This window comes from Streptomyces himalayensis subsp. himalayensis, assembly GCF_013778455.1.
In the GTDB taxonomy this organism is placed as follows: Bacteria; Actinomycetota; Actinomycetes; order Streptomycetales; family Streptomycetaceae; genus Streptomyces; species Streptomyces himalayensis.
The window spans coordinates 26,199-47,417 of record NZ_JACEHE010000029.1 but is presented as its reverse complement, the minus strand read 5'-3'; the positions used below and the strand labels follow the sequence as shown (position 1 = coordinate 47,417).

16 protein-coding genes are annotated in these 21,219 nt (G+C 69.9%); 7 read left to right on the top strand and 9 right to left on the bottom strand.

Translation table 11 applies throughout. The features are described 5' to 3' along the window. Window positions 1-73: 73 nt before the first annotated feature. On the bottom strand, window positions 74-2,821 hold the full coding sequence (locus tag H1D24_RS33225; RefSeq protein ID WP_181661450.1) for a helix-turn-helix transcriptional regulator: 2,748 nt from the start codon (window positions 2,819-2,821) through the stop codon (window positions 74-76). A gap of 278 nt (window positions 2,822-3,099) precedes the next feature. Continuing rightward, a complete protein-coding gene (locus H1D24_RS43775) occupies window positions 3,100-3,612 on the bottom strand; it encodes a helix-turn-helix domain-containing protein (protein WP_309484529.1) in 513 nt (170 codons plus the stop codon). A 58-nt stretch (window positions 3,613-3,670) separates the two neighbouring features. On the opposite strand from H1D24_RS43775, the gene H1D24_RS33215 reads away from it, so the two are divergent. The 3 genes from H1D24_RS33215 to H1D24_RS33205 all read left to right on the top strand — a co-directional run bounded on the left by H1D24_RS33215 (window position 3,671) and on the right by H1D24_RS33205 (window position 5,490). After that, the gene (locus tag H1D24_RS33215) at window positions 3,671-3,973 is read left to right on the top strand and encodes a LuxR C-terminal-related transcriptional regulator (RefSeq protein ID WP_181661449.1); all 303 of its coding nucleotides are present in this window, start codon (window positions 3,671-3,673) and stop codon (window positions 3,971-3,973) included. A 184-nt stretch (window positions 3,974-4,157) separates the two neighbouring features. Further along, a complete protein-coding gene (locus H1D24_RS33210; RefSeq protein WP_181661448.1) occupies window positions 4,158-5,138 on the top strand; it encodes a pirin family protein in 981 nt (326 codons plus the stop codon). Between the two features lie 10 nt (window positions 5,139-5,148). Continuing rightward, window positions 5,149-5,490 carry a GNAT family N-acetyltransferase gene (locus H1D24_RS33205; protein WP_181661447.1) on the top strand — a complete coding sequence of 114 codons (342 nt, stop codon included), beginning with the start codon at window positions 5,149-5,151 and terminating at the stop codon, window positions 5,488-5,490. A gap of 138 nt (window positions 5,491-5,628) precedes the next feature. Here H1D24_RS33205 and H1D24_RS33200 read toward each other — a convergent pair whose 3' ends face one another. The 5 genes from H1D24_RS33200 to H1D24_RS33180 all read right to left on the bottom strand — a co-directional run bounded on the left by H1D24_RS33200 (window position 5,629) and on the right by H1D24_RS33180 (window position 11,117). Further along, window positions 5,629-6,624, bottom strand: a complete 996-nt coding sequence (locus H1D24_RS33200) for an alpha/beta hydrolase (protein WP_309484528.1) — start codon at window positions 6,622-6,624, stop codon at window positions 5,629-5,631. A 255-nt stretch (window positions 6,625-6,879) separates the two neighbouring features. Next, on the bottom strand, window positions 6,880-7,902 hold the full coding sequence (locus tag H1D24_RS33195) for an AraC-like ligand-binding domain-containing protein (RefSeq protein ID WP_181661445.1): 1,023 nt from the start codon (window positions 7,900-7,902) through the stop codon (window positions 6,880-6,882). A 526-nt stretch (window positions 7,903-8,428) separates the two neighbouring features. Further along, entirely contained in the window at window positions 8,429-8,878 is a 450-nt protein-coding gene (locus H1D24_RS33190) for a DUF4232 domain-containing protein (protein WP_258564506.1), read from the bottom strand. A 335-nt stretch (window positions 8,879-9,213) separates the two neighbouring features. After that, entirely contained in the window at window positions 9,214-10,086 is an 873-nt protein-coding gene (locus H1D24_RS33185; protein WP_181661443.1) for an alpha/beta fold hydrolase, read from the bottom strand. Between the two features lie 305 nt (window positions 10,087-10,391). Further along, window positions 10,392-11,117: an alpha/beta fold hydrolase gene (locus H1D24_RS33180; protein ID WP_181661442.1), complete on the bottom strand. Its 726-nt coding sequence runs from the start codon at window positions 11,115-11,117 to the stop codon at window positions 10,392-10,394. A 618-nt stretch (window positions 11,118-11,735) separates the two neighbouring features. Between H1D24_RS33180 and H1D24_RS33175 the strand changes: the two genes are divergently transcribed. Both H1D24_RS33175 and H1D24_RS33170 read left to right on the top strand, forming a co-directional pair. Next, window positions 11,736-12,572, top strand: coding sequence for an alpha/beta fold hydrolase (locus tag H1D24_RS33175; RefSeq protein WP_181661441.1), 837 nt, complete (start codon window positions 11,736-11,738; stop codon window positions 12,570-12,572). 396 nt (window positions 12,573-12,968) lie between these two features. After that, window positions 12,969-15,356, top strand: a complete 2,388-nt coding sequence (locus H1D24_RS33170) for a helix-turn-helix domain-containing protein (protein WP_309484527.1) — start codon at window positions 12,969-12,971, stop codon at window positions 15,354-15,356. A gap of 473 nt (window positions 15,357-15,829) precedes the next feature. Here the strand turns inward: H1D24_RS33170 and H1D24_RS33165 are convergent, their stop codons facing one another. Both H1D24_RS33165 and H1D24_RS33160 read right to left on the bottom strand, forming a co-directional pair. Continuing rightward, on the bottom strand, window positions 15,830-16,825 hold the full coding sequence (locus H1D24_RS33165) for an alpha/beta hydrolase (protein ID WP_309484526.1): 996 nt from the start codon (window positions 16,823-16,825) through the stop codon (window positions 15,830-15,832). Window positions 16,826-16,982: 157 nt separating this feature from the next. Continuing rightward, window positions 16,983-18,053, bottom strand: a complete 1,071-nt coding sequence (locus tag H1D24_RS33160) for an AraC-like ligand-binding domain-containing protein (protein WP_181661438.1) — start codon at window positions 18,051-18,053, stop codon at window positions 16,983-16,985. Window positions 18,054-18,855: 802 nt separating this feature from the next. Here H1D24_RS33160 and H1D24_RS33155 point away from each other — a divergent pair. After that, window positions 18,856-19,575 carry a GPR1/FUN34/YaaH family transporter gene (locus H1D24_RS33155; RefSeq protein ID WP_181661437.1) on the top strand — a complete coding sequence of 240 codons (720 nt, stop codon included), beginning with the start codon at window positions 18,856-18,858 and terminating at the stop codon, window positions 19,573-19,575. 439 nt (window positions 19,576-20,014) lie between these two features. Beyond that, on the top strand, window positions 20,015-21,103 hold the full coding sequence (rsgA, locus tag H1D24_RS33150) for a ribosome small subunit-dependent GTPase A (protein ID WP_220137525.1): 1,089 nt from the start codon (window positions 20,015-20,017) through the stop codon (window positions 21,101-21,103). Window positions 21,104-21,219: the final 116 nt, after the last annotated feature.

Here is a 21,219-nt window from a genome sequence, read left to right as displayed (position 1 = left end):
AGCCAAGCGCGTTCGGATGTGGCGGGGCATCGCGTGAACGTACTAATAGGCGCGAACGCGCCCATAGGTCCGCTCAGTTGTCGGACAAGGCCATGACCAGGTTCGCCAGCTGAACCCTGGAGTTGACCGACAGCTTGCGGAAGGCGGAGGTCAGGTGAGTGTTGACCGTGTGCGGGGAGACGATGAGCAGGTCGGCGGCCGACCGGTTGGTGTGGCCCGCGGCGATGAGGCGCGCGACTTTCTTCTCCGAGGCCGTGAGGGCCCCCCATCCCTGGACGGGGCGCTGCATGGCTGCCGCCCTGCGGCTGCCGGCCCCCGCACCGTCCAGATCGTTCTGTACGCGTGCCGCTGCGGCGTGGGCCCCTGTCTCGGCGAACGTGCCATGGGCGCGACTCAGGGCGGCCACCGCCTCAGGTTCCCGGCCTGCTGCCCGGAGCGCCCGTCCGAGATCGGCGTAGGCGGCGGCCCGCACCAGCGGGCGAGGACTTGCCTTGAGCAGTGCCACGGAACGTTCCAGCATGGCGAGATCGTTGTTCACCAGCCCGAGGGCCTGCGCCGCGATGCCCGTGGCGGTGGGCACGGCCGGATTGCGTTCGGCGTGGGCTTCGGCCTGTGCGGCCAGGTCCTCGGCGAGCTCATGGTCCGCACCTTGCAGAGCCATGCGTATCGCGGAATCGACCCAGTTGCGCAACAGCCGCCAGCGCATGAAGCGGCCTGCCTTCTGCACCTGCCGAATCTTGTCGATGGCAAGCCCGAAGTCCCCGTCGGCCGCTGCCTGGACCGCTTCCAGGAAGCGCACCGCGGCCGTGTTGCCCGGGTTCGGTTTGACCGCCAGTCTTTCCTGCGCTGCGGCCAGGTGCTGCCGCGCCGCTTCCCGGTCGCCGCGCAGAAGGGCGATCCGGGAGCGGATCACGCGAGCGTTCACCTGCTGGACGGGTACCTGTACGTCGTCCTCCAGGCGCTCCATCGTCACGAAGTCGGCGTCGGCGTCGTCGAGTCGGCCGAGCCCTAGATCGTGCTGGCCCTGTGCCCACAGCATCATTGCCTGACGCGTCGGTCCGGCATTGTCCGCCGCCTGCAGGAGCAGTCGTTCGCCGGACTCGAAATCGTCCACGTGCAGGTGCGCCACGATCTCTTCGGGAAGGAAAGCAGAGTCGACGGCGCTGAGCGCGGCGAAGCGCTCCAGTGCGACGGCGTTCTCACCCGCGTTGAGCGCGATCTCGCCGAGCCCGGACAAGGCCAGGACGTGCGCCTCGCGGTCACCGATCTCGGTGGCGGCACGCAGCGCGGTCTCGCCGGCCTCACGCGCCGCGACAAGATCATGGTCCCGGGACAAGGCCAGCGCGCGCAGGGCGGACAGCCTCGCCGCGACCTCCGGGGCGGCACCCCCGACTGCGAGGGCCGATTCGGCCCGGCGGCGCAACTCGTCGGCGAGATCCATGTTCCACAGCGTCCCGCCGAGGGCAGCCTGCAGCCGGCTGAACACCTCCAGTGGTGGTCGGCGGGTCAGTAGCAGGTCGCCGGTCGACAGTGCCTCTCGATTCCTGCCGGCGCGTGTCAGGCAGACGATCGCCTGCTCACCCACTGCGAACCTCAACGGCCGCGCGGATGGCACCATGTCCAGGGCGCGCGTCATCAGGTCGGCCGCGAGGCCGGGTGTGACCGGCAGTACGTCGTCAGCGGCTTGCTGCAGCAGCGCCACCGCTTCCCCGTCTCCGGGCAGGGCTCCCTTGAGGATGTGGGGCACCGCGTCGATCGGCTGGTGGCCCGCGGAGACAAGGTGGCCCGCAGCCTGTCGGTGCAGAGCCTTCCGGGCTGACGGCGGGATGTCGACGTAGACCGCCTGGCGCAGCAGATCATGCCGGAAGACCAGATGATCGCCGTTGTCGTCCAGGAGTCCGGCGCGCACCGCCTCCTCGAGCGCCGCGATCAACGTGGCGGACGGTTGGCCGTAGAGCGCGGCGGCGGCGTCGAAGCCGAACGTCCGTCCAAACACCGCTCCCATCTGAAGGAAGCGTAGGGTGCTCGGCTGCAGGGACCCGAGTCTGCCGCGCACACCCACCACCAGCCCTGGGGGCACAAGCTCATCCGAGGCCTCGCCGGGCCGCAGTCCCGCGAGCATCTCGACTGCCAGGAACGGGTTCCCGCCGGCTCCGTCGAGCAAGTCCCGGACCCGCTCGTCTACGGCGGCACCCAGTGTGTCGCCGGCCAGTTGACCGATGGCCGCGCCGGACAGGGGCCCCAGCGGCACAGTAACCGTCGGGAGTCTGCCCGTCGCGGCTGCGACGACCTCTTCCGCTGGACCAGCGGGCTCCAGCCGCCCGGTCAGCAACCACAGAACCGGCGAGGTCCGCAAGCGTGCCGGAAGCTGCTTCAGGGCGAACCGACTCAGCGGGTCGGCCCACTGCACGTCGTCCAGGGCGATCAGCACCGGCCCACTGCCGGCTCTGGCTTCGATCGCCTCCGCCAGGCGCTCCACCAGCCAGATCCGCTGATCGTGACTGCGCGCAAGATCGACGAAGGCGTCGCCGGACAGCAGCGGCTGATCGCCGTGCAGGACGCAGGCCGCCAACGACGAGAGCGGCACGATGTGATGCAGCTCATCGGCCTTTCCGAGGCCGACCGAGAATCCCTGGGCCCCGGCCCGGGTGACGGCCTCGGCGAGCAGCGTGGTTTTGCCGATGCCCGGTTCCCCCCGGATCAGGGCCAAGCCGCCGCTTCCGGTCCGGCCCACAGAGACGATCAGCGCCTGCAGCTCTTGGAGCTCGACCTCGCGGCCGCGCAGACCGCTACGGGACAGCGATTCGTCTGCTCCCGTCACTCACGCCCCTCCCTGTCCGCCCTCGTCGCCCGAAGCCGGGCCCAGACCATGCCGACTGGTGGCTCCGCCCCTCGGCGTCGCCTGCCTCTGCCGGACGGTCTCATCGTCGGAAGGACCGACGAGCATGTCGGGCAGCAGATCGATCGGGGGCTCAAGTTCTACGTCGGTGTGGCAACGCACGCGGGCGTGCGTGAAGATCAGCAGGTGGCGGCTCTCCGCGGGCACGCCGCGCGTGACCGCCTCGCGGCAGATCAAGCCCGCTGTCTGTGAGTGCTTCGTCACGACGGGTGCGCAGTCGCGTTCTTTGTGTCTACGTGGAGCATGACGGAGATCGTCTTCCTCGGCGTCGGGTAGGAGGCGGACGTGATGCGTGGTCCGCTCTCCCCCTGGTGATCGTGATGGCGCTGCTCGCCACGGCCCTTGCGAGCTTCCTGCTGCACCTGTTCCGGCACGATGCAGTCGTTCTCCGCTGACGTCGGGGAAGGCCGGTTGGTCAAGCCCCAACGCCGGGCCACGTCGGAGACCGTCCTCTCGCTGCTGTCGCCCTGGGCGAGATCCCTGGCACACTCCTGCAGCCGACGGCGCTGAATCAGGCGGCTGACCGTGATTCCTTCCCCTTCGAAGAACTTGTGGAGCGAGCGGACGGACATATGGTGAACAGCCGCGATGGTGTCCGGGCCGAGCCCCGGATCCCGAGGTGTCGGTCCACGTGGGCGCGCAGGCTTGAGTGTATCGGGCACCGACCGTGCGCTCCACGTCATCGGCGGCCCGCTGGTGTTGAGACTGGCCACCAGGTCCGGGCTCCCCGGTGTTCGCCCGAGATTCCTTCACGGCCGTCGGTACGGAGCCATGGTGCGAACGCGCCCGCCAGGAACTCCGCTCGGCGAGGGCAGCAAGACTGAAAGCCATACCGACTGGGACCCTCAAGAGCTGCAGATTGCCCAGCTCCCAGGGGAAGGCCTCTCCAACAAGGGCATAGGCCAGCAACTGCATCTGTCACCGCGAATGATCGGTGCGCACCTGTACCGCATCTTTCCCGAATCCAGGGATAACCGCTCGCGGCCGGCTGAGGAACAAGCGCAGCGCGAGCGGAGCACGACCTTCCTGTCCGCGCGCGCACGCTTGTTGTCCCTCACCGCACAGTTGGAGTGATACGCAAACAAACCCCTGTGTCCGCACCCGACTCAGGCCTAGCCTGCCGCCGTGAGTCCGTCGGAGATGCGCACGGAACGCTCCCGGTCCTTCGCTCGCTCTGCCGTGCGTACCGACAGGTGCATCGGCCTGATATGAGGAAAATATTGAATGCGAAACCATTCTCGGGTGAGAGGGGCGTGCGATGAGCAACGTCGAGAGGGATCCAACGGAACTGCGCTGCGGGGCGTCGGACCATGGTGAGCGGTTGCCGGTCGTCGACGTCCTCTCCGCGCGGGACGTCCCGTTGGGTGGTCCGAGGGCGATGACGGTACGGCGCACGCTGCCGCAGCGGGCCCGGACGCTGATCGGGGCCTGGTGCTTCGCGGACCATTACGGCCCGGACGACGTCGCCGACACGGGCGGCATGGACGTCGCACCTCATCCGCACACCGGTCTGCAGACGGTGAGCTGGCTGTTCAGCGGGGAGATCGAGCACCGCGACAGCCTCGGCAGCCACGCCTTCGTACGGCCCGGCGAGTTGAACCTGATGACGGGCGGATACGGCATCAGCCACTCGGAGGTCTCCACCACGCGCACCACGATCCTGCACGGCGTCCAGCTGTGGGTGGCGCTTCCCGAGGAACACCGGCACACCGCACGGGACTTCCAGCACTACGTCCCGAGCCCGGTGCGGGTGGACGGAGCCGAAATCAGCGTGTTCCTGGGATCCCTCGCCGGTGACATCTCCCCGGTGCGGACCTTCATGCCGTTGCTCGGCGCCGAACTCGTCCTCGAGCCGCACTCGACGACCACGCTCGCCATCGACCCCGACTTCGAGCACGGCCTTCTCGTCGACCAGGGCGATGTCCGCATGGCCGGAACACTCGTGCACGCGGCCGAGCTGGGCTACCTCGGCACGGGGAACGGAACGCTGACGCTGACGAACGAGACGGACACGGTCGCTCGGGCGGTCCTGCTCGGCGGGACGCCGTTCGACGAGCAGATCGTCATGTGGTGGAATTTCATCGGTCGGAGCCACGAAGACATCGTCGAGGCCAGGGAAGCGTGGCAGAACGCATCCGAGCGCTTCGGCAAGGTCGATGGTTACGACGGCGACCGCCTTCCCGCGCCCGCCCTTCCCAACGCCACCATCGCACCGCGCAAGAACCCGACGCGCCACTGAAAGGCTCACCATGACGCAGCCCGCCGCCGCTCCGACCGTCCAGCGAGTGGACGCCAAGCACCGGTACGAAATCCAGGTCGACGGAAAGACCGCAGGCCTCACCGCCTACCGCGACCGCGACGACCAGCGCGTGTTCTACCACACCGAAATCGACGACGCCTTCGCCGGACAGGGCCTGGCCTCGATACTCGTACAGCAGGCGCTGACCGACGTACGTGACTCAGGGAAGCGCATCGTGCCGGTCTGCCCCTACGTGGCGAAGTTCCTGCAGAAACATGACGAGTTCGTCGACATCACCGACCCGGTCACAGACGAGATCCTGCAGTGGCTGGACGCCGTGCAGCAGCACTGACCGTCCGAGCCGGGCCGCGCGAGCGCGACGAGGCTCGGCGGCCTCGACGGCAACGGAGGGGGACAACAGTCGTCTGCGAGGGAGCCAGCACCTACCGGGTGCGCGTTCTTGGCGTGGCCGAGTGATGGAAGGGTGGGCTCAGCCGCTGTAGCGGTGCAGGGCGACGTGCACGGTGTCGAGGGCCTGGACGAGGGCGGTGTGGGCGGCGTCGGTGTCGCGCAGTGGATCGAGCACCATGAAGCCGTGGATCGTCCCGTGGTAGCGCATGGAGACCACCGCCACGCCGGCCGCACGGAGCTTCGCCGCGTAGGCCTCACCCTCGTCGCGTACCACGTCGGCCTCGCTGGTGACCACCAGTGCCGGGGGGAGTCCGGTGAGCTGCTCCAGGGAGGCCTGCAGCGGTGATGCGGTGGCCTCGCTGCGCTGCCGTGCGTCGGGGAGGTACTGGTCCCAGAACCAGCGCATGGTTTCGCGGCCGAGGAAGTAGCCCTTGGCGAACTCCTGGTATGAGGGGGTGTCGAAGTCGGCGTCGGTGACCGGGCAGAGCAGCACCTGCTGCAGCAGCTGCACCCCTCCGCGCTCCTTGGCGAGCAGGGTCAGCGCTGCCACCAGGTTGCCGCCCGCCGAGTCGCCCACGGCGGCCATCCGGCTTCCGTCGAGGCCGATTTCGCCGCCTTGTTCGGAGATCCACTTCGCGACCGCGTAGCACTGCTCGACGGCGACCGGGTACTGCGCCTCGGGGGCACGCTCATAATCCACGAAGACCACGGCCGCGTCCGTGCCGAGGGCGAACTCGCGTACGAGACGCTCGTGCGTGGTGGCGTCTCCCAGTGCCCAGCCGAGCCCGTGCAGGAACAGCACTACGGGGATCTCGCCGCCGCTGCCGGCGGGCTTGACCACCTGCACCCGCACATGCCCGGTCGGCCCGCCCGGGAGCGCGAACCACTCCGCGGACGTGACCCCGTCGTCGTGAACGCGGTCTTCGCCCTGCAGTCGGGCCAGGGCCAGTCGCGCCTGCTCCAGGTCCGGGCTCGGGTCCTCCGCTGCGGGCGGACAGGTGTGCCTGGCCACGAAGGCATGGGAGGGACGGTCCAGGACCGGCTGCTGACCCGACGACGGGACGGTGTCCGTCACACGGCCTCCTGCTGAGATGGCCATGACGGCCTGAGATGAGTGGGGGGTTCGTCCGGTGCATCGCGTACCGCGGCCGGCAGCGGTCCCGTCGGTACCGCGGCCGCTGGGCCGGGGCACCGCCGCCTCGGGCGCATGACCGGCCTCAGACCGTTCCGAGCGGGCACCTTACCCGCTGAACAGCGCGCGGTCAGCCCGCGGCCGGGTACGGCCACAGCGATCCGCCGTGGCCGTTTGAGCAGGGCCGGCCGCGGGCGGCTACTCGTGTTGGGTGGCGGGGACAGCGACCACCGGCGGGACGTCCGGCTTCGGCGCGTCGGCGCCTTCGACGGAGGTGCGCAGGCTGCGCCATTCGCGAGGGGAGAGGCCGTAGGCGCTACGGAAGGCCCGGCTGAAGTGTGCGGGGTTGACGAAGCCCCATCGCTGGGCCACGGCCGACACGGTGGGGCTCGTCCTGCCGCGGCGGGACAGTTCACGTGCGCACTCCTCCAGGCGGCGCTGCTGGATGAGCCGGCCGATAGTGATCCCCTCGCCCTCGAAGAGCCGGTGCAGGTAGCGGACGGAGATGTGGTGCGCCTTCGCGATGGCCTCCGGTGACAGAGCCGGGTCGCCCAGGTTCCGGTCGATGTGGCTGCGGATGCGCAACACGAGGTGGCTTCGGGCCGTATCTGCATCCGCGGGTACCTGCCGGGTCCCCTCGGCCACCAGGGTGGCGAAGAGGTCGATGACACTGTTGGCCAGTTTGCCTCCGACGGCGGGTGAGTACGAGTGCGCCGAGGTGGCCAGTGTGCTCAGGAAGGGCTGCAGCACTGCTCCGAAGCCGTCCGCGGGGCCGATGACGGTGCCGGAGGCCTGACGGATGTCGGCGTCCGAAACGCCCAGTGCACGATGGGGCAGTTGGAAGACGTGGGTGGAGAACCGCTCCGGGTAGTCGAAGGAGTAGGGCCGCGCCGTGTCGTACACCACGAGGTCGCCCTCGCCCACCTCGGCTCGTCGGCCGTCCTGGATCAGGGTCGCCGTGCCCGACACCTGGATGCCGACCGCAACGAGCGCCTCGGACGAGCGCGCGATGAGTTCCGGCGTACGGCTGACCCGTTTCGCGTCGGCCTCCATAGTGGACACCCGCAGGCACCCGAGGCGGTCGGTCGTGATCCGGCCGTCGAACGGACCGTCGCCCCGCGGGGCGACCGTCATCGGCACCAGCGTCCTGCTCACCGCGTCACGCCAGTAGGCGACCTTGTCCCGGTCGGGAACCGAAGCGGTCGTCAATACCACACTCAACTGGTTCTCCCCTCCACCCATGCAGTGCCGGCGGAGCCCTCGGGCCCGCGTACAGCACGGGCTGGAGTAGACAGCCGACACCTCCTGGGAACTGATGGCCAGTGCTCATCACGGCGCGGACGTCCCGTCGCGCGGGCAAGGGCCCTCTGCTACCGGAGCCGGACCGCTCGGCGCGGCCGGATCCCCCTCCATGAGCAGCCAAGCAGCCGGCCGTTGCGGGTTCCAGGCAGAAACACAGGCAGAAAGACCGGCGAGGCGGGTGCAGCCCGGCGCCGCGACCTCCTCGGCCGATGCCCCGGCGCCGTCCACCCCAGTCGGAACCGATCAGGTCAGCGGTGTGCCGCGCCGTGGAGCGTCGGGTGCCGCGGCGCTACCCGCCGCGGGTGCGCTCGGCGTCACGTGACCAGCGGCTCCGCCGGCAGCAGCATCCGGCGGCCTCGACATCGAACAGCGCCGCGGCAGTCCACGCAGAGGAAATGCCACCAGGGACGAATACGTACGGGCCCCAGGCTGGGCGGTGCGCGAATCAGCCGCCGTCGCCCGGCCTGAAGGGACTCACTTGGGGAACCGACGCCTTGCCCGTGTTGGAGACCTTTCCGCCGGTCCAGCGGACTCTGATCGACGTGGTCTCGTCGGGCGGGGTGACGAGCACGGCCGCCGGGATCACGGTGGTGACCCCGGTGAGCGCCGGATTGGTGAAGGCCAGCGCTGACCACGCGCTTGCTCCCGGCGCAAGCGTCACGATCCGTTTCTCCTGCCCACTGGTCCGCTCGGGGTCCGGTGTGACGGCTTCGCCGGTGCTGTTCACGAACGCCACGCCCGGGAAGCCGTACACCGTGCAGGTGCGGTGGGAGCCATTGGTCAAGATGATGGCAAAGTTCTTCTGCCCCGCTCCCGGGTGGTCCGGACCGATGGATGCCCGCAGCTCGGAGCTATGGCATCGGCTTGTCGCCGGAACCTGTGTGGCGGATGGCATCGCCGACCCGGCGCCTGCAGACGGGGGCGTCATCGGTCTGCCGGACGACCTGGCAGGGGCACCGCCGGGTTCCCCTGCGCGGGTGGCCGACGGGTTCCCGGAGTTGTTCGGAGCCCGGCTGCTGCCTGTGTCAGGGTTCGTACAACCGGTCAGCGCGCTTGCCAGCGCGGTGCAGCAGACGAGTGCGGCCAGCATGACTCTACGACGCGTCATGTTCCACCTTCCTTGGGGTGCCGAAGGGGTCGTCATGGGCGTCCCCCGATGACGGGCCGCATGGCCGTCACCGGGGGACGAGGGTGGCGTATCAGGTCATCGCCGTCACTTGGCGATGCGACTCAGCGATCGGAGCGGACGGAATGGGTGGAACGGATGGAATGGAGGGCGTGCAGGATCAGGTCGGTGACGGGGCCGGGGTCGCTCACGGCGACCGCGTGCGGTGCGCGGACCGTGGTGGTGCGGGCGCCGGCCCGTTCGGCCATCCACTGCTCGGCGGCCGGTGGGATGTTGCGGTCCTCGGTGGCCACGAGGTACCAGCTGGGGATCTTCTTCCATGCGGCCGCGGTGGCCTTCTCCTGGAGGGCGGCCAGGGTGATCGGACGCTGACCCGCGGCCATCACCTGGGCGGTCGGGACGGGGACGCCGGCGGCGAACTGTTCGCGGAACAGGTCCTTGTTGATGATTAGTTCGTCGCCGGTGCCGCCGCCGGGCAGCGGGTAGGACTGGGTGGTCGTGGCCTGCGCCAGCGTGCTGCCCGGGTACCTGTTCGTCAACTCCAGTGCGCTTTCGCCGACCTCGGGGACGAAGGCCGCTATGTAGACAAGTGCCTTGACCCTCGGGAACTCGGCCGCGGCCTGGCTGATGACCGATCCGCCGTAGGAGTGACCCACGAGCACGATCGGTCCCCCGACGCTGTCCAGGACGCTGCGGATGTAGGACGCATCGCTCGCCAGCCCGCGCAACGGCAGTGCCGGTGCCAGTACGCGGTGGCCCTGCCGCTGGAGGCGCTCGACGACAGCGCTCCAGCTGGAGGCGTCGGCGAACGCACCGTGGATCAGGACGATGGTGGGCTTGGCCGGTTGCTGGTGCGAGTCCTCCGATCGGCCGGCCGCCGGTGACGTGGCCGAGAACGCGGCACCGGGGGTTGCCAGGACGGCGGCGCCGGCGAGGAGGGAGGCAGTGACGGTGCGGCGGGATATCGGTGAGTTCATCGTTCACTTCCTACGGGGCGGTGAAGGGGATGTGTCCATGGACGGATGGACGGATGGATGGACGGACGGACGGATGGATGGACGGACGGGTGCGCGTGCGCGTGAGCAGGGCGCGTGAGCCTTCCGCGACAGCCCGTACCGGTCGTGTCCGCAGACGATCGCCCGGTCGGGCAGCGGAAAACGCCGCCCGACAAAGCCGCCCACGCGGGTGGCGGGAGCCATGCGTTTCCGCGTCGCGGAGAATCGGCTGCCGGCCTGAGGCCGAGGGCCGGCGGCAGCCGGCCGAGGGGCAGGCGGCTTCAGCTTCAGTCGGCGGTGGCGCGGACGGCCTCCTCGATCAGCTTGATGACGCGCTCGGGGTGGGCGAGCATCACCAGGTGCGAGGAGTCGACCTCGACGGTGGTCATGCCGGCCCGTTGGTAGCCGTAGCGCTGCACATCGGGGTTGATGGTGTGGTCGGCTGCGGCGACCAGGCCCCAGGAGGGCTTGGTCTTCCACGCCGCCGTCGGCGCCTTCTCGGCGAAGGCCTGCGCGGCCAGCGGCCGCTGGGAGACGGCGAGGACGGAGGTGAGGTCCGGGTCGACGCCGGCGGCGAAGATGGACGGGAACTTGTCGATCTGGACCGACACGTCGGTGCCGGGAGTGGTGGATCCGTCGATCGGGAAGGGCGTGTAGACGAGCGCGGTGGCGAGATCGGAGTCGGGGAAGCCGCCCTGCAGTTCGCCCAGGCTTTCGCCCTCCTCCAGGGCGTAGCCGGCCAGGTAGACCAGCGCTCTGACGTTCTCCTCCACGCCGGCGACGGTGATGACGGCACCGCCGTAGGAGTGTCCGACCAGGATGACCGGTCCGGGTGTCTGACGGACGATCGAGGCGATGTAGGCGGCGTCGCCGAGCAGGCTGCGGTTGGGCACCGCAGGCGCCACCACGTTGAGGCCGCGGGCGGTCAGTTCGGGGATGATGCGGGCGAAGCTGGACGCGTCGGCGAAGGCACCGTGGACCAGGACGACGGTCGGGCTGTCGGAACGGGACATGGCACAACTCCCTGTTGACGTTGTGGTGATCGGCCGATGGACGGCCGGGTGGTCGGGGTCGGATTCGCTGCCTCTGTCCGGAGCGAGCGGCGCCCGGAGCCACAGACCGGCTGCCTTGGGGCGGCTCGTGCTCAGTGCATTGCGCGGGGCGCGCGGGTGCACACTGTCCGGGCGGCAGTTGCCTGGGTCGAGGTGCTTCGCCGGGCCGGACCGGCGCGAGCAGTGTCCGAGCCGGGCGATGAGCCGCAGGCACGCACAGGACATTAGGGGCGGCGGGTGAAGGCACCTTGCCTGTCGGTGCACCACGTTTGGCCTTTCCGCGCTTTCCGGGGGCGCGGGCGACGACGCCTTTGAAGGCCTTGCGCGGCAGTGTGCCGGGCACGTCGGTTTCCCGGCACTTCCAGGCAATGAGCGGTGCGCTCCAGGACAACAGGCGGCGTGACGTTCGCCCTAGCGTGATGACATCTCGTGCCGCGCATGCCGCGCATGCCGCGAACGCCGCGGCGTCGGCCGCCGATGGGTCGATGCCGTCCGTTCGGCGCCCGCCCTCATCGAGGCGGAGTGCGGCCCTGCGCGCGCCGGTCACTTGCCAGTCACTTCGGACGAAGGAATGAGCCCTTGCCGTACATCAATGTGGGTCAGGAGAACTCCACCACCATCGACCTCTATTACGAGGATCACGGAACCGGGCAGCCGGTCGTCCTCATTCACGGCTTCCCGCTCGACGGCCACTCCTGGGAGCGGCAGAGCGCCGTGCTGCTCGACGCGGGCTACCGAGTGATCACCTACGACCGGCGCGGTTTCGGGCAGTCCAGCCAGCCGACGACCGGCTACGACTACGACACCTTCGCGGCCGACCTGAACACCGTGCTGGAGACCCTCGACCTGCGGGACGCCGTCCTGGTCGGGTTCTCGATGGGCACCGGCGAGGTCGCCCGGTACGTGTCCGCCTACGGCTCCGCCCGGGTGGCCAAGGTCGCTTTCCTGGCCTCGCTGGAGCCCTGCCTGCTCAAGACCGACGACAACCCGGACGGGGTCGCCCCGAAGGAGTTCTTCGACGGCGTGGTCGCGGCCGTCAAGGCAGACCGATACGCGTACTACAGCGACTTCTTCAAGGACTTCTACAACCTCGACGAGAACCTGGGCACCAGGATCAGCGAGGAGGCGGTCCGCAACAGCTGGAACGTCGCGGCGGGCGGCGGCTTCTTCGCCGCCGCCGCCGCGCCGTCGACCTGGTACACCGACTTCCGGTCCGACATCCCGGCCATCGACGTGCCGGCCCTGATCCTGCACGGCACGGCCGACCGGATCCTGCCCGCCGAGGGAACCGCGCGGCCGTTCCACCGGGCGCTCCCATCGGCCGACTACGTGGAGGTCGAGGGCGCCCCGCACGGCCTGTTGTGGACCCACGCGGAGGAGGTCAACGCAGCACTCCTCGCCTTCCTGGAGAAGTGACCTCGTACGACGGTGTGTTCCCGGGTAAGGCCTCGTGCGCTGACGGACGCGTTGGCGCACGGGGCACCGCCCTACGGCCGACGCGCGGCCGCTCCTGTATCGGACAGGCGAGCCGACAGCGGAGGAGGGCGACGGGCGTGAGAGAGCAGACGGACGTGGTCGTGGTCGGCCCGGGGCCGGGCGGAAGTACGTCGCGGGCCCCTTGGTCGAGGCCCGGGCTGAACGTGGTCGCGGTGGAGGCGGGACTCGTCGGGGGCGAGTGCCCGTACCGGCCTGCGTGCCCGCCAACTGGCGCCCTCTCCCCGGCGCCGGGGTCTGGCCACCGGGATCCAGTCGGCGCTGCCGGCGGCCGTGGTCACCGCGTGGGGCGGCGGGCGGGGTGCGGTCGGTTGAGCAATGTCGGCATTTCAGTGGGTGTGTCGGGAGCGGAGAGGCGTTCCGGGGGCTGCTATTGCCGCCCTGAGGCTATGGCCTGCAAAAACACGCCGTACTCTTCCGTCTGTCGGGGGAGGACGGGGAGGGTCTGTGGGCGGGGAGAAATCGTTCGGGGTTGCTCTGCGTGGTCTGCGGCAGCGGGGCCGTTTGACGATGGAGGAGTTGGCTGAGGCGTCGGGTGTGAGTGTCCGGGCGATCGGCGATATGGAGCGGGGGCGTAGTCGGGTTCCGCAGCGGCGTACGGTGGTGGCGCTGGCGGAGGGGCTGGGGCTGGCGGATGCGGAGCGGGAGGCGCTGCTGGCCGCAGCGCGGGCGGCGCGTCCGACGCGTGCGGTGGCCGTGGCGGGGACGGCTGTGCCGCCGCGATCGGTGGGGGACTTCACGGGTCGCGGTCTGGAACTCGCCCGACTGAGGGAGGCTGCGGAGCGGGCCCGCGTCGGCGTGGGAATGTCGGTGGCGGTCGTCTCGGGTCCTCCGGGGTGTGGGAAGACGACGCTGGCGCTGAAGGCGGCGGCGGATCTGGCGGAGGAGTTCCCTGACGGGTGTTTTGTGGTGGACCTGCACGGGGTGGAGGGCCCTGTGGACCCGGGCGAGGCGCTGTTGAAGTTGCTGAAGGCCCTGGGGGTGTCGGACCGCCGGTTGTCGCAGGAGGATGCGCAGGGTCGTGCGGGGCTGTTGCGGGCGCTGTTGGGTGAGCGCCGGTGTCTGGTGGTGTTGGACAACGCCCGTGATGAGGGGCAGGTGCGTCCGTTGCTGCCTGCGGGCGGGCGGAGTCTGGTGCTGGTCACCAGCCGGCGCCCGTTGACTGGCCTGGAGGATGTCGACCGCCTGGCGCTGTCGGAGATGGCGCAGGCGGAGGCGGTGGAGTTGCTACGTCGGATCCTGGGCGCGGAGCGGGCGGACGCGGAAGCTGAGGCTGTGGCGCGGGTGGCGGAGCTGTGCGGGCGTCTGCCGTTGGCTTTGCGGGTGGCGGGGAACTGGCTTACGGTCCGGTCGGGGTGGAGTGTTGACCACCTGGTCGGTCGTCTGGCCGACGAGGAGCGTCGCCTGGGTGCGCTCGCTGCCGGCGATGTGCGCGTGGAAGCGGCATTCGAACTGTCCTACCGGCAGCTGACCGCCCAGGCCGCGCGGATGCTGCGGCTGCTGAGCCTGGTTCCGGGGCCGGACATGACCGCCGCCTACGGCGCAGCCCTGACCGCGACCGGGATCTTCGAGGCCGAGGACGTGATGGAGGAGTTGGTCGAGGCCGGGCTGCTCCAGGCCACCTTCACCGGCCGCTACCAACTGCACGACTTGCTACGGCTGTTCGCCCGTGCCCGGCTGTCCCGGGAGGAGGAACCCGGAGAGCAGGAAGTGGCCGAGGACCGGCTGCGGACCTGGCTGCTGGACACCGCCGCAGTAGCCGGCCGCTGGTACAAGCCCGGGTACGGGGCGCCGCCGTCCTCCTGGCAGGGCCTGGTCCCGCTGGAGACCGTCGAACAGGCCCGGGCCTGGCTGGAGAGCGAGGCCTTTGCCTGGCTCGCCGCGCTGCGCAGCGCCGCCCGTCGGGGTGAGCACACCCGGGTTGTGGAGACCGCCGATGCCATGGAGTGGTATTACCACGTATCGCTCTATTGGGGGCACTGGCCTGAGGTCTTCCGCCTGTCGAGCGAAGCCGCTGCCGCACTCGACGACCCCTACCTGCAGGCCGTCCACCTGAACTACTACTCCGTTGTTCTGGGCCGCTGCGAGCACAGGTACCGCGAAGGCATCGAACGGGCCGACGAGGCGCTGGAATGCGCCCGCCGCGCCCAGGACGCCTCTCAGCAGGGCTGGGCACTGGTCTATGCGGTATGGCCTCACCGGCAGCTCGGCGAGGTCCAGGAGGGCTTCGACAAGGCCCGCGCCGCCGCCGACCTGTTCGAAGCCGTCGCTGAGTACGAGGGCTGGATCGACGCTATGGGCATGTCCGGAGGCATCCTGCGCGACCTCGGCCGTGGCGAGGAAGCCCTGGCCCGGCACGAGCGCGTCATCGCCTTCCTCGATGCGCCCAACTGCCCGGTGAGCGGGCATGCCGCCGGCCATTTTCGCGCCACTGCGACCGAGGCTCTCGGTCAAGACTGCGCCGCCCTGGGGCGGTGGCGCGAGGCCGCCGACCACTATCGCAATGCCCAGGTCCAGTTCAACCGCATCGGCGTTCCCCACAGGGAGGCCGAAGCGCTACTGGCTCTGGGAGAGGCCCTGATCGAACTGGGGGAAGCCGAGGAAGCCCGCTCCTGCCTCCGTCAGGCCCTCGCCTTCGGCGACGCGGCCGACGGCACCGAGCTGAAGACCGTGCAGAAGCTTCTGGACTCGCTCCCCTCCGAGTGAGGAACGTCTGCCGCCGCGATGTGCCCTGGGTTCGGCATCCCGTGGGGCTGTCGCCGGCCCTGGCGATCATCGCGGAGGCCGACGTGACGTGGGACGACGGAGCAGTGTCGATCAGCTGCGCTGCGTCGCGGCCTGTTTCCCGACCTGGTCCATGACTTCGTGTCACTGACGGCTTTGCGCGATCGTCCGCCGACGCGGGCGGCCGTCCGGCAAGCGGTGCTTTCCTGCGCAGAGCGGACCGGCCGCTGCGCTGAAGCGGTGCCGGGGCGGTCGGATATGCGCCGGTGTCGGCAGGGTGCGCTCCGGCTACGGCTTGGGATGCCGCCGCTGACGGAATGTCAGCGCGATGGTGTCACCGGCAGAAGGATCAGCCGCACCTCAAGCCGACCCGGTACGGGCGGCGGCACCTGCCTGCTCGCACGGGGGATGTGCCCTGGGCGCACCTCCATGCACCTGTCCCGGAGCGGAAGGAGTCAGCTGCGGTGCCGGTGCAGGGCGACGTGCACGGTGTCGAGGGCCTGGACGAGGGCGGCGTGGGCGGCGTCGGTGTCGCGCAGTGGATCGAGCACCATGAAGCCGTGGATCGTCCCGTGGTAGCGCATGGAGACCACCGCCACGCCGGCCGCACGGAGCTTCGCCGCGTAGGCCTCACCCTCGTCGCGTACCACGTCGGCCTCGCTGGTGACCACCAGTGCCGGGGGGAGTCCGGTGAGCTGCTCCAGGGAGGCCTGCAGCGGTGATGCGGTGGCCTCGCTGCGCTGCCGTACGTCGGGGAGGTACTGGTCCCAGAACCAGCGCATGGTCTCGCGGCCCAGGAAGTAGCCCTTGGCGAACTCCTGGTACGAGGGGGTGTCGAAGTCGGCGTCGGTGACCGGGCAGAGCAGCACCTGCTGCAGCAGCTGCACCCCTCCGCGCTCCTTGGCGAGCAGGGTCAGCGCTGCCACCAGGTTGCCGCCCGCCGAGTCGCCCACGGCGGCCATCCGGCTTCCGTCGAGGCCGATTTCGCCGCCTTGTTCGGAGATCCACTTCGCGACCGCGTAGCACTGCTCGACGGCGACCGGGTAGCGCGCCTCGGGGGCGCGCTCGTAGTCGACGAAGACCACGGCCGCGTCCGTGCCGAGGGCGAACGCGCGTACCAGGCGCTCGTACGTGGTGGCGTCTCCCAGTACCCAGCCGAACCCGTGCAGGAACAGCACTACGGGAATCTCGCCGACGCTGCCGGTGGGCTTGACCACCTGCACCCGCACATGCCCGGTCGGTCCGCCCGGCAGTGCGAACCACTCCGTGGAGGTGGCCTCCTCGTCGAGAGGCTCGGGGTCGTCCTTCCCGTGGAGACGCGCAAAGTCCAGCCGGGCCTCTTCCACGTCCGGGTCGTGCGCCGACGGTGGGCAAGTGTGCCGGGTCACGAATGCTCGGGTGGGGCGGTCCAGGACCGGGTGCCGAACGGAAATAGGGACGAAGTCGGTCACACGGTCTCCTGCTGAGAGGGCCGAGGGGGCCTGAAGCGAAAGGGTTGTTCGGTGCACCGGGTGCCTGGTCGAGCGGCGGAACGCGATGCTGCGGCTGCCGGGCCGGGGCACTGCCGCCGCAGGCACAGGACGGCCCGCACGGCTCTGAGCGGGGACCTTACCCGCTGGACGACGGGAGGTCAGCCACCGGCCGGTCGGCACCGTGGACATCGGCCGCGGCCTTTGGGACGGTCCCGGGCGCCGCGGTGACAGCCGGGGACCGCCCGCCGTCTTCCTGGGCGGTGCGCAGGGTGCGCCATTCACGGGGGGAGACGCCGTAGGCGGCGCGGAAGGCCCGGCTGAAGTGGGCGGGGTTGACGAAGCCCCACCGCTGGGCCACGGCGGACACGGTGGGGGCTGTCCTGCCGCGGCGGGCCAGTTCACGGCTGCACTCCTCCAGGCGCCGTTGCTGGATGAGCCGGCTGACGGTGGTCCCCTCGCCTTCGAACAGCCGGTGCAGGTACCGGACGGAGATCCGGTGCGTCTGGGCGATAGTCTCCGGCGACAGGTCCGGGTCGCCCAGGTTCCGGTTGATGTGGTCGCGGACGCGCAGCAGCAGGTGGCTGCGGGCGGTGTCCGGGTCCGTACCGCCCGGGTGGGCTCGCTCGGCGATCAGGGTGGCGAACAGGTCGACGACATTGCCGGCCAGCCGGTTCGCGACGGCCGGCGGGTAGCCGTCGGCCGAGGAGGCCAGGGTCGCCAGGAACGGGAGCAGCATCGCGCCGAAGCCGTCCCCGGTGCCGATGGCGTTGCCCGTGACCTGCCGGATGTCGCTGTCCGGCACACCCAGCGTGCGGCGGGGCAGTTGGAAGACGTGCGTGGCGAACCGCTGCGGATAGTCGAAGGAGTACGGCCGGGTCGTGTCGTACACCACCAGGTCTCCCTCGCCCACCTCGGACCGCCGGCCGTCCTGGATGAAGGTGGCCGTGCCAGATATCTGGACACCGACCGCCACCAGCGCCTCGCACGATCGGGCGATCAGCGCCGGGGTGCGGCTGACCCGCTCCGCGTCGGCCTCCATGGTGGAGACCTGGAGATACCCGAAGCGGTCGGTGGCGATCCGGCCGTCGAACGGGCCGTCGCCCCGCGGGGCGACCGTCATCGGCACCAGCGTCCTGCTCACCGCATCGTTCCAGTACGAGACCTTGTCCCGGTCCGGCACGGAGGCGGTCGTCAACACCAAGCTCAAGTTGCTCTCCCCTCAGGGGAAGTGACTCCGGGGCTGCAACGGACGGGAACGGGACGGACGGCTGCACCTCCCCGGAAGGCGGCGGCCGGTGTCCGGCAGGGCCGGACGGCTCGTCGTACGGGCAGCGACCTCGCTGGACCGCAACCGGACCGCTTCAGTGAGGCCCGGGTTCCCGCCCGCACTGAACAGCCAAGCAGCGGACCGCTTCGGTCTCCAGGCAGAAACACAGGCAGAAATGCCGGGAGCAGAAGGGCACGTCCGTTGCTGTGCAGTACCGGAACCGCACAGGGCGCCGTGAGGCAAGAAGCGACCGGCCCGCCGGACCAGCGTCGTTGATGTGGCTCGAGGATGTCGACCCAGGCTCCGGGTCGGGCGGCGACTTTCAGGTGATGTGGTGCAGTCGTGTGGTTGAGGTGGAGTGCTCCCACGGTCAACGCATTGTGCGCTGCTGACAAAACGGGTACTGCCGCACGCGCTTACGGTGCATTCGTACCGAGGGAAGCAGGGGCGCGTCTCGGGCCCGACGATTCCACCGAAGGTGAGCCACATGACCAGCATGCCGATCGCGGGCATGGCGCAGACGCAAGGTGCCGTCGGGCCCGCAACTGCGCTGGGGACGGCGTCCCCCCGCTAAGGCAGGCACTGGCAACGCTGAAGGAGCAGGCCGGACGCACCCCAAGGGTCAGTGAATCCCGGGCATCGGCGGCCGGGCAGCGAAACGGTTTGCCGAGCGCCGTATACCCACGGTCGCGTTGAACATATCCCGCACCCTGAAAGCACGGCACACAGGAGAGAGGTAACCATGAGCAGCACTACTACCGATTCATCCCCGGAGCGGGCCAAGCCGCCAGGTCGGCATTTCGAACCGGACCTGCGTCCGATGACCCGTATCAACCTCCATCCCATCGCATCCCCGATGCCGGTCGGATTCTTCGCGGTGGCGATCGCATCCGTCATCGTCGGCGGCATGCAACTGGGCGTCTTCGGTGACGACGCCCACAGGGCGGTCGCCCTGACGATCCTGCCGGCTTTCGTCCTCCAACTGATCGTGAGCATCCTGGCTTTCGGGGCGAGGGACGTGCTCGCGGCGTCTCTCATGGCGTGTTTCTCCGGGACCTGGTTGGCGAGTTCGCTGGTGCTGGCCCTCGAACCGCCGTCCGGCACCGAGGTGCTCGGGGTGCTCAACCTGGTGTTCGCCGTTTTTGCCCTGCTGATGGCGACCGTCGCGCACCGCAAGCGCGCGATGTGGTTCGTGCTGTGCGTGGCCGTGCCACGTTTCGCAGTGGCGTCGCTGTTCAACCTCACCGGTGCCACATGGGTCGGCTATGTGTCCGGGGCTCTCGGTCTGCTCCTCGGGGGCGTGGCCATGTATGCCGCGTTCGCGCTCATGCTGGAGGACATGCGGGGCGAGGAGGTCCTGCCCGTCGGACGTCGGGGCCCGGCGCACGAGGCGGTGGAAGGGGATCTGGCCGTGCAGCTGCGCAATCTCGAACGCCAGGCGGGCGTGCGCCGAACGCTGTGAGCCGCTGAGCGGGTCGAGCGAGAGAGGGACGTCAGTGAAATGGCAGAACCACTCGGCGGCGAGGCAGGCTCTGGCCCAGCCGTGGCAGATTGAATGCGACGTGCGTGCGGAGTGAGACAGCAGGAATGTGTGCGGTGGTTCCGCGCGTCGCCTGTCCGGGTGCGCAGTTCGGCGGTACGAGGCGTCGGAGGGCCGAAAAAAACCGATGGCGCTCGAGCACGCCATCTCTCTAGGGTAGGCCGAGCAATCGTGGCCGTTGGCCGTTGGCCGCTGTCGTCGGCTCGAGTGAAGAACGGGAGGTGTGACTGATGGCTGTCGTTGCGATGGGCGCTGCCCGCATCCGGAAGTTCATCCATTCCACCTCCGTGGTCTCCGGCTGACCTCTTTCCTCTCCCACGCCTGTGCGCGTGTGCCGGGGCCACCCTTCGAAGGGTTCCCCTTGAAGAAGACCGTTTTCTCAACTCTCGTCCGCTACGGCTGGGATGCCGACTGGGCGGCCGAATTCGCCCCATACGGCGAGCAGGGCCTGCTGCCCGGCCGTGTCGTGCGCGTGGACCGAGGGCAGTGCGACGTGGCCACGGCCGAGGGGGTCGTCCGGGCCGACACGGCGTTGGTGACGCCGCGCGACCCCATGCGGGTCATCTGTACGGGCGACTGGGCGGCCGTGGACGCGGCCGGCGACCCCCGCTTCGTACAGGCGTATCTGCCGCGCCGTACCGCCTTCGTGCGGTCCACCTCGTCCGAGCGCTCCGAGGGACAGATCCTCGCGGCCAACGTCGACCACGCGATCATCGCCGTGTCGCTCGCGGCCGAGCTCGACCTCGGACGCGTCGAACGGTTCCTGGCCCTGGCCTGGGAGTCCGGCGCCCAGCCCCTCGTCGTCCTCACCAAGGCCGACCTCGTGCCGGACCCGGTGACGCTCTCCCATCTCGCCCAGGACGTGGAGACCACCGCGCCGGGTGTGCAGGTGCTGCCGGTCAGCTCCACGACCGGCGACGGCATCGACGTGCTGGCCGCCGTGGTCGCGGGCGGCACGAGTGTGCTGCTCGGGCAGTCCGGTGCGGGCAAGTCCACGCTCGCCAACGCGCTGCTCGGCGACGACGTGATGGAGGTGCAGGCCATCCGCGACGCCGACGGCAAGGGCCGGCACACCACCACCACCCGCAATCTGCTGGTGCTGCCGGGCGGCGGTGTCCTCATCGATACGCCCGGGCTGCGCGGCGTGGGTCTGTGGGACGCCGAGGCCGGGGTCGGGCAGGTGTTCTCGGAGATCGAGGAACTCGCCGGGAACTGCCGCTTCCACGACTGCGCGCACACGGCCGAACCCGGCTGCGCGGTACTCGCGGCCCTCGAAGACGGCACGCTGTCCGAACGCCGCCTCGACAGCTACCGCAAGCTGCTGCGTGAGAACCAGCGCATCGCCGCCAGGACGGATGCGCGGCTGCGCGCCGAGATGCGCCGCGACTGGAAACGGAGGGGCGCGGAGGGCCGCGAGGCGATGGAGGCAAAGCGGGGGCGCCTGCGCTGAGCGCCCCCGCTGTAGGCAGTCGTTCCTCCTCAGCTGACGCTGGGAGGAGCCCCCAGGGCATGGGGGTGGTGCCCCCATGCCCTGGGGGCAATGGGGGCGCAGCGGGACCCCGCGGC